This is a genomic window from Methanosarcina sp. DH2 (genome assembly GCF_020804225.1).
Taxonomy (GTDB): Archaea; Halobacteriota; Methanosarcinia; order Methanosarcinales; family Methanosarcinaceae; genus Methanosarcina.
This window is the reverse complement of record NZ_WJBI01000022.1, coordinates 59,546-73,786: the sequence shown is the minus strand read 5'-3', so window position 1 is coordinate 73,786 and position 14,241 is coordinate 59,546. Positions and strand designations below refer to the sequence as shown.

General features: G+C 46.4%; 11 protein-coding genes and 1 rRNA gene. 6 read left to right on the top strand and 6 right to left on the bottom strand.

What is annotated here, in order from left to right; all coding sequences use genetic code 11:
• Window positions 1-1,142: ribosomal RNA gene (locus FXV91_RS18330) — 16S ribosomal RNA — on the bottom strand; the annotation flags it as partial.
• A gap of 836 nt (window positions 1,143-1,978) precedes the next feature.
• Between FXV91_RS18330 and FXV91_RS18325 the strand changes: the two genes are divergently transcribed.
• The 4 genes from FXV91_RS18325 (at window position 1,979) to FXV91_RS18310 (ending at window position 7,572) form a co-directional block, all read left to right on the top strand.
• A complete protein-coding gene (locus FXV91_RS18325) occupies window positions 1,979-3,487 on the top strand; it encodes a 2-isopropylmalate synthase (RefSeq protein ID WP_229392231.1) in 1,509 nt (502 codons plus the stop codon).
• Between the two features lie 208 nt (window positions 3,488-3,695).
• A complete protein-coding gene (locus FXV91_RS18320; RefSeq protein WP_229392230.1) occupies window positions 3,696-4,478 on the top strand; it encodes a TatD family hydrolase in 783 nt (260 codons plus the stop codon).
• Window positions 4,479-4,613: 135 nt separating this feature from the next.
• Window positions 4,614-5,255, top strand: a complete 642-nt coding sequence (locus FXV91_RS18315; RefSeq protein WP_229392229.1) for an MBL fold metallo-hydrolase — start codon at window positions 4,614-4,616, stop codon at window positions 5,253-5,255.
• A gap of 385 nt (window positions 5,256-5,640) precedes the next feature.
• Window positions 5,641-7,572 (top strand): YgiQ family radical SAM protein, encoded by a 1,932-nt coding sequence (locus FXV91_RS18310; RefSeq protein WP_229392236.1) that lies wholly within the window; start codon window positions 5,641-5,643, stop codon window positions 7,570-7,572.
• Between the two features lie 66 nt (window positions 7,573-7,638).
• Here FXV91_RS18310 and FXV91_RS18305 read toward each other — a convergent pair whose 3' ends face one another.
• The 4 genes from FXV91_RS18305 to FXV91_RS18290 all read right to left on the bottom strand — a co-directional run bounded on the left by FXV91_RS18305 (window position 7,639) and on the right by FXV91_RS18290 (window position 10,972).
• Window positions 7,639-7,920 carry a hypothetical protein gene (locus FXV91_RS18305; RefSeq protein ID WP_229392228.1) on the bottom strand — a complete coding sequence of 94 codons (282 nt, stop codon included), beginning with the start codon at window positions 7,918-7,920 and terminating at the stop codon, window positions 7,639-7,641.
• A 3-nt stretch (window positions 7,921-7,923) separates the two neighbouring features.
• Entirely contained in the window at window positions 7,924-8,196 is a 273-nt protein-coding gene (locus FXV91_RS18300) for a hypothetical protein (protein WP_229392227.1), read from the bottom strand.
• Window positions 8,197-8,444: 248 nt separating this feature from the next.
• Entirely contained in the window at window positions 8,445-9,596 is a 1,152-nt protein-coding gene (locus FXV91_RS18295) for a (Fe-S)-binding protein (RefSeq protein ID WP_229392226.1), read from the bottom strand.
• Between the two features lie 5 nt (window positions 9,597-9,601).
• Entirely contained in the window at window positions 9,602-10,972 is a 1,371-nt protein-coding gene (locus tag FXV91_RS18290) for an FAD-binding oxidoreductase (RefSeq protein WP_229392225.1), read from the bottom strand.
• A 275-nt stretch (window positions 10,973-11,247) separates the two neighbouring features.
• Here FXV91_RS18290 and arcS point away from each other — a divergent pair, with 275 nt between their 5' ends.
• Together arcS and rimI are read left to right on the top strand one after the other, a co-directional pair.
• A complete protein-coding gene (arcS, locus tag FXV91_RS18285) occupies window positions 11,248-13,125 on the top strand; it encodes an archaeosine synthase subunit alpha (protein ID WP_229392224.1) in 1,878 nt (625 codons plus the stop codon).
• A 239-nt stretch (window positions 13,126-13,364) separates the two neighbouring features.
• Window positions 13,365-13,895 (top strand): ribosomal protein S18-alanine N-acetyltransferase, encoded by a 531-nt coding sequence (gene rimI / locus FXV91_RS18280; RefSeq protein ID WP_229392235.1) that lies wholly within the window; start codon window positions 13,365-13,367, stop codon window positions 13,893-13,895.
• Here rimI and FXV91_RS18275 read toward each other — a convergent pair.
• On the bottom strand, window positions 13,879-14,157 hold the full coding sequence (locus FXV91_RS18275) for a UPF0058 family protein (RefSeq protein WP_011024502.1): 279 nt from the start codon (window positions 14,155-14,157) through the stop codon (window positions 13,879-13,881). The genes rimI and FXV91_RS18275 overlap by 17 nt on opposite strands.
• Between the last annotated feature and the right edge of the window lie 84 nt (window positions 14,158-14,241).

The window sequence follows — 14,241 nt, the reverse complement described above, 5'->3', positions numbered from 1 at the left end:
ACCGTGGCCCGCACCTTCCTCCGATTTAACACCGGCGGTCCCCACAGAGTACCCATCGTCCCGGAGGACATGCTGGTAACAGTGGGCACGGGTCTCGCTCGTTGCCTGACTTAACAGGATGCTTCACAGTACGAACTGGCGACGGCCATGCACCTCCTCTCAGCGATTCAGGCAAAGTCTTCAGCTTGGCCTACATATTGCTGTCGCCCCCGGTGAGTTGTCCGGCGTTGAGTCCAATTAAACCGCAGGCTCCACCCGTTGTTGTGCTCCCCCGCCAATTCCTTTAAGTTTCAGCCTTGCGGCCGTACTTCCCAGGTGGCTCGCTTCACGGCTTCCCTGCGGCACCAGACACGGTCGCGCCATGCCTGACACCTAGCGAGCATCGTTTACGGCTGGGACTACCCGGGTATCTAATCCGGTTCGTGCCCCCAGCTTTCGTCCCTCACCGTCGAACCCGTTCTGGTAAGACGCCTTCGCCACAGGTGGTCCCACAGGGATTACAAGATTTCACTCCTACCCCTGTAGTACCTCTTACCTCTCCCGGTTCCAAGCCTGGCAGTATCCCCCGAAAGCCTAACGGTTAAGCCGTCAGATTTCCCGGAGGACTGACCAAACCGGCTACGGACCCTTTAGACCCAATAATCACGATCACCACTCGGGCCGCCGGTGTTACCGCGGCGGCTGGCACCGGTCTTGCCCGGCCCTTGCTAACAGGTGTATTTTACACACCCGGACAGCCAGCATATGATGCTGGCACTCGGTGTCCCCTTATCACGGTTTCCCGCATTGTAAAGTTTTCGCGCCTGCTGCGCCCCGTAGGGCCTGGATTCATGTCTCAGAATCCATCTCCGGGCTCTTGCTCTCACAACCCGTACCCGTCGTTGGCTAGTAGGTACGTTACACCCACTACTACCTGATAGGCCGCAGACCCATCCTTGGGCAGACGAATCCATTTTACGCATAAAGCATTCCAGCAGATATGCGGTATCCGGAATTATCCCCAGTTTCCCGGGGTTATGCCGGACCCAAGGGCAGGTTATCCACGTGTTACTGAGCAGTACGCCATGTTCACGAAGAACATATGACTCGCATGGCTTAGGCGAACACCGATAGCAGTAACCTCTGGCAGGATCAACCAGAATTGTTATAGCACACTCGTTGAAATTAAAGGTCTTGGTCGCAGAAACTTGCACTAACAACATCAAATTCAGTTAGTTCATTTCGCGATAGATGTGAAAACACCTATCACCCAGAATTAACCGAACCGACAAATCCTCGTCAGACAGAAAACAACTTCTGTCTCCATTAAAAGATGAAAGAGATYTTTGAAATTCAACCCACACAATTGCTTTGTGTGAGGGATACATACAAGGTATTTCTTGTATATAAGCTTTTTCCCACCCCGCAATTTTCAAAGCAGATTCGGCGCAAAACGAATTTTGCTTGAACCTACAGAGATACTGCAGCTCCAATCATTAAAGATCGGAAGCAGGTGAGTCTCGCACAATTGATGTGTGAGGGATACATACAAGACGTGTCTTGTATATAAGCTTTTTCCTTCAAAGAAGGTTGAACAAATTGAAAGATGGAAAGTGAATGGTTAAAAGATTTCAAAGGAGTTGTCCTTTTGAATCCTTATCTTCGTCCGTTTTTATTAGCGATCATTTGTAAAAACAAACCGCTCAGGCACTTTTTATTCCGTTTTTCAGGTTTCGTTTTTAAGTACCTGTTCTGTTTTTCGAACTCTGTTTTTCAAATTCCGTTTTTCACCTTCGGGATGTCTTGTGACACCCTTAGAAGCAACCCTAGAATGGGACATCTACTATAAATACTTTTTTATCAAAAGCTCAAGAATGTAAAATTCTAATAAAACATTTAAAAATAAACATGGTGTTTATATACCAGAAGTGTACATTCAAATTGATGATTACTATGGACGTACACACTGAAAGAAGGGATCGATTTTTACATCGAACCTATGCAGAATAAAAAAGTAACTATTTTTGACACAACACTGCGTGACGGAGAACAAACCCCGGGCGTATCCCTGACTTCTTCCCAGAAGCTGGAAATTGCTCGTCAACTTGACAAACTCGGGGTAGACATAATAGAAGCCGGATTTCCCATATCTTCAGAAGGAGATAAAGAATCCGTAAAATCGATTTCTAATGCTGGGCTTGACACCACAGTCTGTGGGCTAGCTCGTGTGCTGAAAAAAGATATCGATGCCTGTTTTGAAAGTGATGTTGGCCTTGTGCATACTTTCGTCCCGACCTCGGATGTACAGCGGATCTATACAATTAAGAAGAGCCAGGAAGAAGTCATTCAACTGGCTATAGAAGCTGTCCAGTACATCAAAGACCACGGAATGAAGTGCATGTTTTCCGCGATGGATGCCACAAGAACCGACCCTGCATACCTCATAGAGGTTTTCAAGGCGGTCCAGGAGGCAGGATGCGACATCATTAACGTGCCGGACACTGTCGGAATTATGGTTCCATCTGCAATGTACAGACAGATAAGAGACATTGCAGCCGAAATAACGATTCCGATAGATGTACACTGCCACAATGATTTCGGGCTTGCAGTAGCAAACAGCCTTATGGCTGTTGAGGCCGGGGCATCTCAGGTACAGGTCACTATAAACGGTATTGGTGAGAGGGCAGGAAATGCTGACCTTTCCCAGACAGTGATGAGCCTCAGGTCAATCTACGGTGCAAAAACCAATATCCGGACAGAATTTCTTGTAGAAACCTCGAAGATGGTTGAAAACTATACAGGAATCAGGCTCCCACCAAACACGCCTGTGGTCGGGCAAAACGCCTTTTCCCACGAATCGGGAATCCACAGTCAGGGAGTACTTGAAAAATCTGACACCTTCGAACCAGGTATTATGACCCCGGAAATGGTTGGACACAGGCGGCGCATTGTCCTTGGAAAGCACACAGGCAAACATGCAGTCAAACAGTCCCTGGAGTCTGCTGGCATAAAAACCAATGAAAAGCAGCTCGACGAGATTGTGCTCAGGATCAAAGAAATCGCAAACAAAGGCAAACAGATAACAGATGCCGATCTCTATGCAGTCGCCTCTGCAGTGCTCGGAAAAGCAAGTTCTGATGAAGAACTGATAAAGCTCAAAGAAGTATCCGTCATGACAGGAAACATCCTAACACCTACGGCTGTAGTCAAGGCAGATATCGAAGGAAAAGAAATTATTGCAGCAAGAACCGGAGTCGGACCAGTGGATGCAGCTCTCAAAGCTGTAAGAGATATCCTCGGCGAGAGCAACCACTTCAAACTCCAGGATTTCAGGATCGATGCCATTACCGGCGGGGCAGATGCTCTTGCCGATGTATACATAGGTCTCGAAAACGAAAAAGGCAGGATTGTAACAGCAAGATCCGCAAATCCGGACATTGTTATGGCTTCCGTGGAAGCCCTTGTAAATGCTATGAACCTGCTGTATAAAAAAGAAGAAAAAAGCTGAAAGGCAAAAAGAAAAAACTAAAAAGAAAAAAGAAAAGAGCTGAAAATCGGAAAACAACATATGGAAAACCGGAAAACAACATATGGAAAACCGGAAAAATAATATCGAAACTAACAGCTCTAAACCTTAAACCGGATAAGGCCTGTAATATCCCGTTCGTTTTTCGGGTTTGTATTCCTCAAGCATGTATAAAGTAAAATAAAATGAAATGGAATACAAACCCATGCCTTATCCAATTCATCCAATTATTGATTCTCACTGTCACCTTGATTTTCCTAAGTTCAACCCCGATCGGGAAGAGACTATCCTCCGCGCTCGGAAGGCAGGAGTTATCGGAATGGTCAACTCCGGAATTTCCCTTAAAGGCAACCGCATAAGTCTTGAGCTTGCGGAAAAGAATGAAGATATTCATGCCGTACTGGGACTGAGCCCTGACATTGGCAGGGAAGGCAGTGATAAAGATATAGATGCTATCATTGCCCAGATAGAAGCCAATGCAGGAAATGCAGTCGGGATAGGAGAAGCAGGTCTTGACTTTCAGGACTGCAAAACAAATGAAGAACGTGCCAGGCAAACAGCTTCGTTTAAAAAAGTAGTCGAGCTTGCAAAGAACATAGAAAAACCTCTTGTGGTGCATGCCCGACTGGCTGAAGCAGAAGTTTTGAAGCTTGTAAGAGGCGTGGATACTGTAATTTACCATTGCTATAGTGGCCCTGTTGAGACCATGAGGGAAATCGTGGACGCGGGTTACTATATTTCCCTGGCTACCCTTGTCTGTTTTTCCAAACATCACCAGACCCTTGCAGCAGAAGTACCCCTTGAAAACCTGCTCCTGGAAACTGACAGCCCTTTTCTCTCCCCGCGCAAGGGTAGAAATGAGCCTGCTTTTATTGTAGATTCAATTCCCGTGATAGCGCAACTTAAGGAAATGGAGCCTGCAGAAATTGCTAAATTTGCAACCGAAAATGCACGCAGAGCCTTCAAGATATAATGTTTTAAAATAGTTTCAAGGAAAAAGAGGGAAAAAAGAAAAAAGAAGCGGAAAAAGAAAGGAAATAAAAAGTGAAAAAAACAAGGGAAGAATAAGGAAAATGAAAAAACAGAAAGAGGAACAAGGAGGAAAAATATGGAAGTCCGGTACATTTGCCCCACAGCTTACGATTCCAGTGTCTATCTAGTAAACGGGAAAGTCCTTATTGATGCGGGAATGAGCAGTGATCTGATCATTAAACAACTTGAAAAGTACATCAAACTTACAGATCTGAAACTCATCATCCTGACTCACTGCCATTATGACCATACAGCAGCAGCAGCAGCAATTGCAGAAAAGAGCGGGGCGGAAGTTGGGATACATAAAGCCGACCTTGAGAGCGTAAACGATGAATATATGAGCGTCTCCGTGCTCTTTGGAGACCGCGCACCTGCTGTCAAACCCACGATTACATATGAAGAGGGAGATAAAATCGACATAGGAGAGGGGGAATCCCTCGAAGTTATTCACACTCCGGGACACTCAAAAGGGAGCATCTGCCTCTATGAACCGGTCTCGAAGAGTCTTTTTTCCGGAGATACTGTATTTCCGGGAGGAGGGTTCGGAAGAATGGACTTTGAAGGCTCAGAACCTGACATGATGCTCGGCTCCATAGAAAAACTTACAAAACTCGATGTAAAAATCCTGTATTCCGGACACGGAGCCCCGAATGACCGGGACGGAAACAAACAGATTATAGCATCATATACAATGCTAAAGATGATGATGGGAGCATGAGGGCAGCGAATAAGAAACAGGGATTAAAAGATTAGAAGTCCGGAAGTAGATTATGGTAAAAGATACAGCAGTCCCAACAGAAAATAAAAAATTCAACCGGAAAAAAACAGATAAAGAAAGGGATGAAAAGCCGGATAGGGAAGAATCTAGCAGGAAAACCAGCTCCTTCGTTCCAAAAAAAATAGAAACCGGAAAAGAAGTAAAATCCTGGATCAAGGCTTCAATAAAACCCGAAAAGACAGAGCTAGTAGCCTCAGCAGGAAAAGGAAAAAAATCCGAACCGGAAAAAAAACCCGAATCCAGGCCTGAGACTAAAGCCGGGAAGAAAGAAAGAAAGCAGAAAAAAAGCTTTTCTCCATCTCTCCCTGTATCAAAGTTTCTCCCGATGAGCCCTGAAGAAGTAAAAGCCCGCGGCTGGAAAGAACTTGACATTATTCTGGTTACCGGAGACGCTTATGTGGACCACTCCAGTTTCGGGACTGCGATTATTGGCAGGGTCCTTGAAGATGCCGGCTTCAGGGTAGGAATAATTGCCCAGCCTCGCTGGGACAGTCCTGAAGATTTCAAAAAATTTGGAAAGCCCAGGCTCTTTTTTTCCGTAAGCGCCGGAAACACCGACTCGATGGTCAGCAACCTGACCCCGGGCCTTAAGCCTCGAGATAAGGACGCATACTCCCCGGGAGGCAAAACAGGTCTTCGTCCGAATCGTGCCATAATAATATATTCAAACAGGATAAAAGAAGTCTTTCCTGATGTGCCGATAATACTTGGAGGAATTGAAGCTTCCTTACGGCGCTTTGCCCATTATGATTATCTTTCGGATAAGGTAAGGCAGTCAATTATGGCTGACGCCCCTGCGGACCTTGTTGTCTACGGCATGGGAGAACTCCAGATTGTAGAAATTGCAAAGCGCCTTCAAGCTGGAGAGGGCATCAGGAAGATCAGAGATATCCCAGGCACGGTCTGGAAGATGGAAGTCAAAGCCTGGAAAGAGCTCAAGAAAAAAAGAAGAGGGACTGCTGAGGAACAGGATAGGCAGGAACAGGGCAAACAGGAACGAAAGGGGGAGAAAGAATCAGAAGAGAGTGAATCCGATAATACGGCCGAGGATATAGCTCGAGACGTAGCCATGGACGCAACCGAATTTTTCAAGGAATACATCGAAATCCCTTCATTTTCCGAAGTTTCTCAGGATAAAACGGCCTTTGCAAAAGCTTTCCGCATGTACTTCCTAGAACAGAATCCGATTACCGGAAAAGATGTTGTCCAGCCTCACCCAAAAACCGTTATTGTACAGAACAGGCCAATGCGCCTCCTGACAGAGGAAGAACTTGACCACGTCTACGAGTTACCTTTTACTGGCGAAGCCCACCCTTCCTATACTGAACCCGTACCTGCTCTTGAGATGGTTAAGTTCTCCCTGACAACGCACAGGGGCTGCTTCGGAGGCTGTTCTTTTTGCGCTATCACCCAGCATCAGGGGCGCATGATTGCAAGCCGAAGCATCGAGTCCGTCCTGCGTGAGGCAAAAAAGCTTACTGAAAAGCCGGACTTCAAAGGCATAATCAACGGAGTCGGAGGCCCAACTGCCAATATGTACGGCATGGGGTGCAGGTCCTGGGAAAAGAAAGGGGCCTGCCTGGATAAAGCCTGCCTTTACCCGCGTACCTGCCCTTCTCTTGATACAAGCCATAAAAAGCTGCTCGAATTAATGAAGCGCCTGCGCGAACTTCCCCGGGTCAAGCATGTCTTTACAGGTTATGGTGTGCGCTATGACCTTGCCCTTGAAGATGAGGAATATTTAGAGGAACTCTGCTCCTACCATATCAGCGGACAGCTGCGGGTTGCGCCTGAACACTTCTCAAAACGGGTAACTGATGCAATGTCAAAGCCCGGAAAGGAAGTCTATGAAAGATTCGCTGAAAAGTTTACTGCCCTTAACAAAAAATGCGGCAAGGAACAGTACATTGTAAACTACCTGATGTCAGGACACCCTGGCTGCACTCTTGAAGATATGATCGAAATGGCAGAGTATGTGCGGGACCATGGGGGGTATACCGAACAGGTGCAGGACTTCACCCCAACTCCTATGACAGTCTCGACCTGTATGTATTACACAGGGCTTGACCCGTTCACAGGCAAAAAAGTATACGTTGCAAAGGGTAAAAAAGAAAAAACTATGCAGAGAGCCCTTATGCATTACAGGAGCCCTGCAAACTATGAACTTGTATATGAGGCCCTGGAAAAAGCAGGACGGCTCGATCTTGTGGGAAATGCCCATAAGTGCTTGATAAGAAGAAAGAACAAATTTTATTGAAACAGCTTAATAGACTTTTTTGTCCTGAGTTTGGGATGCAGGAATGAGCAGATTTTGCTGATTTCCTCAGTATCCATGACACTCGCGCAGAAAAGCCCTCAATTTTCCGCTTACCTGCCCGCAGTAAGTAGTTAAGGGCCTTTCCTGGACCTCAATTACCAGGTTTGCTTCCCCATCCCAGCTAAAATGGGCAACTATGCCATTTCCTTCAAGTATTCCGGAATTTCCAGGTGAAGTTTCTATCCCATAATCCTGGAGTTTTTTCTTCATGCAGGAAAAAACATCAGGAGTCACGTTTTTAAACTTAATTCCCTGGCAACCTTCACTATCCAGTTTCCTTCCGCCCATACTTCATCCCGGGCCTTTTCCAAGCGAACCGTGACACTCTTTGACAAAATCCTTTATCTTGAAGGCTACGGTCTCGTAACTGACAATAAATGGCTTTTTCGTGATTGTGATGGTAAGTTCGGACTCTCCATCCCATTTGAAATCCGCAGCAACTCCCTGGCCTGAAAGTTCCCCTTTGTTGCCTGGAGGGACATGGATAGACATATCCTGAAGCTTCTTTTTCATGCATCTAAACGCAGCAGGTGAAATGTTATGAAAAGTTATTTTTTTGCTCACGATCCTCCTCCTAACCTACCTCTAAAGCTCATTATCAGAAAATCCTATAAACAAAAGTCATTTTCAAGAAATAAAAATATCGTTTAGATAGAAGATGGATTACTTACCGTTCTTACCATTATATTTCAAAAACGTAAAAGCTATTCTCATGAGAAAAAATTAACTGACCGAATAAAAATGGTCAGCAGTGAAAATTAACTGAGAAACAGGTAGCTGACTATTGTGGCTAAACTTAGAGGAAGCTAAACTCACTTCATTGCCATTGCCACGAGTTCTACAATATCTATAATCTCGATATCTCCGCCTGCATCTCTGAGGTTCCTCACGCAGAGGGGACAAGAAGTAACAATGTAGTCCACGTCTTCGGGCACGTCTTCAAGCCTTTTTCTGGCAAGCTCAAGGGAGATGTCGGGATATCCTATCCTGACTCCGCCCCCACCGCCGCAGCAGCGGGAGTTTTCTTTTATATTTTTCATTTCTTTGAGGGTACAGATAGCCTGAATAACCTTCCTGGGAGCGTCATAGACCTTATTGTGCCTTCCCAGGTGGCAGGGGTCATGGTAAGTAACTGTGAGGTCAAGGCGCTTCAGGTTTAGCTCTGCAAGATGCTCGGCAAGGAACTCGGGGAGGCTGATGACTCTTAGCTCTTCGGGGTAGTTGTTCTTGAGAGTGGTGTAGCAACCTGCGCAACCCGTAATGACGGTGTGGGCTCCCACTTTCCGAATCTGTTCAAGGTTGTGCTCCATAACCTTTCCCGCATCTTCTCTAAAACCCGTACGGAGGAGAGGAGAAGCACAGCACTGCTCATCCGGCAGGAGGGTAACTCCAAAACGCTGCAAAACCTCAAAAGTCTTTTTTGCAAATTCGGGATAGCGGTAAGAGTCGAAACAGCCTACAAAGTATACATAGTCGGACTTCTGCGGGAGTTTTGAATGTTCGGTATCGGAAAGCCAGTGAAGACGACTTCTTGTTTCTCCAAAGGAATTGCCGCTGGTCATAACTGCAGTTTTCAATTTTTCCTGGGCTTCAGTTGTCACACCACATTTTACCAGCTGGGCGCGGGCAGCTTCCACTACTTCAGGAGGATTTGCTCCGGCAGGGCATTTGGCAGCACAGATCCCACAGGTTGTGCAGGAAGCCAGGCTTGAGAGGACATCTTCGGACGGCGGCCTTCCTTCTAGCAGGCTTTTAATGATAAGCATCCTTCCGCGTGTATTGGCAGATTCCCAGCCGACTACATCAAAGACAGGGCAGACTGAGCGGCAGGTTCCGCACTGCACGCATTTATAAACCGAACGGCGGTCAATTTCAAAGGGAAGCTTTTTGCTGCTTTTCTCGCTTATTTCATCTTCATTCAATTCTTCTGCCCTTCCGGTTTCCTTTTTTCCTTCGTTTTTCATATATCTCACAGCCCCAGCTTGCCCGGGTTCAGGATGCCTTTCGGGTCAAGGGCTTTTTTGATTGCACGCATTACCTCAAGAGCAGGACCCCACTGAGCTTCCATGTATTCAGCCCTGGCTGCACCCACACCGTGTTCGGAACTGACAGTGCCCCCAAGCTCGATTGCAGTCCTGTGGATAAGGTCTGCGGCCCTGTTAAGGCGGTCCCACTCGTCCTTATCCAGGACATCAATGAAAAGGGCAAGGTGCAGGTTTCCGTCTCCAATATGCCCATATTTCATGGCAGGCAGGTTGAATTTCTCAGAAATTTCCTGTGCTTTCCTGAGCAGTTCCGGAACCTTCTTTATAGGAACTCCTACATCTTCTCCCACGTAAATTCTGGTTTTCGTGGGATCTAGGCGGGAAACTGCAGCTCCTACAAGTTTTCTGGCTGCCCAGATATCTACCATTTCCTTCTCACTTTCTGCAAGCTTTATAGAAATGGCAAGAGGGGAACAGACCTCTATTATCTGCTCTGCAGCTTCATGCGCCGAATTTTCAGTGCCATCTACCTCAAAAAGGATTACATCACCCTCTGAAGGGAGCGCAAGTTTCGGGTCGCAGCGTTTAAGCACCTGCAGGGAAACCCTGTCAAGGATCTCGCAGGCGGAGGGGATGACCCCGTTTGAGAAGGTTTTTACAACCGCCTGCCCCGCAATTTCCGCACTTTTAAAGGAAGCAATTACAAGTTTCCGGGTCTTCGGGAGAGGAGCGATCTTCAGGCTGGCTTTGGTAACAATCCCTAGAGTGCCTTCAGAGCCTATAATGAGCTGGGTAAGGTCATAGCCTGCAGCGGATTTCAGCATCTTTGAACCTGTGTGAACGACAGTCCCGTCCGCAAGCACCACTTCCAGGTCGCGCACATAATTCCTGGTGGTGCCGTACTTGACACAACGCATCCCGCTTGCATTATAAGCTATCATGCCCCCGATAGTACACATTGCAGAACTGCCAGGGTTGGGGGGGAAGAAAAAGCCGTATGGCTTTAAGACGTCATTAAGGGCGTCCTGGATTATTCCAGGTTCAACAACTACCTGGATATTGTCAATATCGATTTCAAGAATGCTGTTCATCCCTGACATATCCAGCACAATACCCCCTTCAACAGGGACAGCGCCCCCGGCAAGTCCGGTGCCTGCTCCCCTTGCAGTCACAGGGATTTCATTTTCATAAGCAAGCCTGACAATCCGGCTGACTTCTTCCGTGCTTTTCGGGCGTACCACGTAATCAGGCATCCCTTTGACCTGGGATGCGTCAGAAGAATAACAATAAAGTTCAGAAGGCGAGACCGAGAGCCGCTCGCCAACGATTTTTCGAAGCTCTGCAGTTATATCCATTATAGACCTCAAATGTGGGATTCGGATGTGAAAAATAGAAAGTTCTGCCATGGTTGGGACAGAAATGAGAGATAAGTTGCAGCAGATAATCAATATTAATAATATATAAGAATATACCATCCTCCTTCCTCTGAGACCCATTTAAAATCTGGAGAGAATTTACAGGCTTTCAAAAAGTGAAGATAAATTAAAGGAAAAAGAAAGATAAATAAGAGCTTTTTCAGAAAAAAATGCAGGGCAAACCTTTACATCCTGATAGACATAAGAGGACAAACATGACACAGTACTTTGAAATAGAAAATAGAGATGGAGCAGCCCGTATAGGAAAACTCCTGCTCGCTCCCGAACTCCGCACTCCCTGTGCCCTGCATACGGCAGCACTCGGAGACTTTGAGAACCCCGGACCTATTGTTGATGCAGGCAGCCTCTGGACTCTCGGCCGGGAAGAGCTTGAAGCACGTATAAAGGAAATCCGCGAAAAGACAGGTAAAGGAACTCTCATAATTCTTCCCCATCAGGTTTATTCGCCTGCCATTCCAGCCGAATCTATCGGAAAAGTAGAAACATTTACTGTCACAACTGATGGAAATCCTGAAAATGAAGGTCCCACAGGTTCTCTTCTAAGAGCAGGAGGAAAGATTCAAAAAAGCGACTTTTATATAATGGAAGGGGCAGGGACTCTGGAAAATAATGCTCGAAGGTTTCTGGAAACGTTAATAGACCTGAAAAACCAAATCCCTCCGGACACTGCTCTCTATGCTCCCAACCTGGCACGTCCTGAAAATGCAGCAATGCTTGCCTACATCGGGATCGATGTTATGGACGATACAAAGGCAGAGATTGCAGCTTATTCTGATGTTTACCTTACAGCTGCGGGCAGTTTTTATCTTGACTCCCTTGTAGAGTTTCCCTGCAGGTGCAGAGTATGTGCCTCCACCACGCCTGCAGAGCTTCTAACTCTCCCGAGAGCCGACAGGGCAAAGCTTCTTTCAGCTCATAACAGGGACGCCCTTGACGCCGAACTTGCTCTTGTCCGCGAAAAAATTCGGGCAGGGACACTGCGTGAATATGTTGAAGGGCAGTGCAGGGTCAGGCCATGGCTTACAGCCCTGCTCCGCCTTGGGGACTTCGAATACTCCTACCTTGAAGAAAGAGTTCCTGCTTTCCGGCAAAACCAGCTCCTTGCAGATACTTCCGAAGCCCTTTCAAGGATCGAAGTGGTCAGGTTTGCGCAGCGCGTGCAGGAAAGGTATGCACCCCCAGATCTTGATATCCTCCTGCTCCTCCCGTGTGCAGCTAAAAAACCCTATTCAATTTCCCAGTCCCACCAGAAGTTTATCCTTACTCTTGGCAAATACCGGAAGTTTGTCCATGAAGTGGTCATAACCTCACCCCTGGGAATCGTGCCCAGAGAACTCGAACTTACCTACCCGGCAGCCCATTACGATACTGCAGTAACCGGGCACTGGGACGAAGAAGAAAAAGCCTGGGTTTCCGGCTGCCTTGAAGCCTATCTCTCAAAACACAGGTATAAGGCAGTAGTTGCCCATGTGGAAGGGGCATACAGGGAGATCTGTGAAAGGGTAGCTGAAAAGCTGGGGATTGACATAGTCTATACTGCAGGGGAAAGTCTCACATCCTACGAGTCTCTTTTGAACCTGAAAAATACCGTTGAATCTATCTGTACATCCGAGAATTTCAACCAGAAAAAACAGAATGCTGAAGAAGAGAAGAAGAATTTCGTAAAGGCGGTTGCAGGCTATCAGTTTGGAGAGGGTGCAGGGCTTCTCTTTTCGGGAGAGGGCGGAAACCCTGTGGTTAAGGGCCGTTTCCCTAAGTACCAGCTCTTTACCGGGAAAAAACAGCTTGCAACTTTAATTCCGCAGTATGGGATGCTTGCCCTCTCTCCTGAAGGAGCGGAACTGGTGCTAAAAAGTGAGAAATATGTGGTAAAGATCGATGATTTTGTCCCACGAGGCTCTATTCTTGCCCCTGGTGTGCTTGAGGCAGATCCCGAAATACGACCAAACGATGAGGTAATAGTTATCGGGAAAAAAGCCCTCTGTGTGGGAAGGGCTATGATGAGCGGGAGAGAAATGGAGAAATCAGGTAGGGGTGTTGCAGTAGACGTCCGTCACGTTAAAAAGCTTTAAACATGAAAGCCTTAAGGCTGAAAATAAGGCTGAAAAGTTTAAGGCTGATTATTTAGCCTTATTTTCAGCCTTATTTTCAGCCTTATTTTCAGCCCGGAAAGACATTAAAGAAACGCGGAACAGGCACCAGAAAAAGGTGTTCCTTAATGGAAAAATATTTAAAAACCATACAGGCTTCCGCGATAGAGTTGTCCTTCCTTCGAAGAAGTAATAAAATGGCAGGAATATATAATGATATTATGATAAGACGTTTCACACCTGAGGACTTCGAGGAAATAGTTGAAATCGAAGAAGAGGCTTTTTCGGAGCACAATTCCCTGGTGTATATGAATTTTTACGAAATGGTTGGAGATGGCTTCCTTGTTGCGGAACAGGATGGAAGAGTCGTGGGGTATGTAGTAGGCTACCGTTCCGCGGAAAACGAAGGGCATATCTTTTCCGTTGGCGTAAAAAAAGAATATCGGGGAAGGGGAATAGGCACTGAACTTATTCATGCCATATGTGACATTTTTGTTGCAAACGGGCTTAAATACGCGAGACTGGAAGTAAGAAACAGTAATACTGGAGCACAAAAGTTATACAGATCAATAGGATTCATACCCTGCTGGACTGAAAAAAAGTATTATTCAGATGGAGAAGACGGTATGGTTATGAAAATGCATCTGCATCCATACCGCCTCTTAATCTCAAAACAAAAATATCTCGAACCCGTATTTTCGGACAACGAATTCTTTACCACAATCAGGGGCCCTATCAGTTATTACCGATAAGCTTAATGACGGAATTCAGAGAATCTCTCATATGGGTAGACGCTTCTTCGAAGATGGGGTCATCCCGTGACATGAGAGTGGCAAGCTCGCCTCCTAAAATAAAAATTGCGCGCTTGTGATCCGCCTTACTCCTGTGGATGTGGACGGGGCTTATCGATAAAGCCTTGTAGTCGTCGAACTCGTGCGTTACACCGTGCCTCTCAAAGTATCTCTTCATTTGAGCCATATATGTGTGGAGTTGTATTAGTTCTTCCTTGTGCATAGCGAACAGACCTACAATTTTACAAGATCAATTAAATATTATCTTGAACCGAATAAAAGAATTACCCGAGGAAATTAGCTTCCT

Excerpts from the sequence above, each read along its gene's own strand:
- FXV91_RS18290 (WP_229392225.1), bottom strand. The coding sequence starts at position 10,972 with ATGGATATAACTGCAGAGCTTCGAAAAATCGTTGGCGAGCGGCTCTCG.
- FXV91_RS18310 (WP_229392236.1), top strand. The coding sequence starts at position 5,641 with ATGAGCCCTGAAGAAGTAAAAGCCCGCGGCTGGAAAGAACTTGACATT.
- arcS (WP_229392224.1), top strand. The coding sequence starts at position 11,248 with ATGACACAGTACTTTGAAATAGAAAATAGAGATGGAGCAGCCCGTATA.
- FXV91_RS18275 (WP_011024502.1), bottom strand. The coding sequence starts at position 14,157 with ATGCACAAGGAAGAACTAATACAACTCCACACATATATGGCTCAAATG.
- rimI (WP_229392235.1), top strand. The coding sequence starts at position 13,365 with ATGATAAGACGTTTCACACCTGAGGACTTCGAGGAAATAGTTGAAATC.
- FXV91_RS18320 (WP_229392230.1), top strand. The coding sequence starts at position 3,696 with ATGGAATACAAACCCATGCCTTATCCAATTCATCCAATTATTGATTCT.
- FXV91_RS18325 (WP_229392231.1), top strand. The coding sequence starts at position 1,979 with ATGCAGAATAAAAAAGTAACTATTTTTGACACAACACTGCGTGACGGA.
- FXV91_RS18295 (WP_229392226.1), bottom strand. The coding sequence starts at position 9,596 with ATGAAAAACGAAGGAAAAAAGGAAACCGGAAGGGCAGAAGAATTGAAT.
- FXV91_RS18315 (WP_229392229.1), top strand. The coding sequence starts at position 4,614 with ATGGAAGTCCGGTACATTTGCCCCACAGCTTACGATTCCAGTGTCTAT.
- FXV91_RS18305 (WP_229392228.1), bottom strand. The coding sequence starts at position 7,920 with ATGGGCGGAAGGAAACTGGATAGTGAAGGTTGCCAGGGAATTAAGTTT.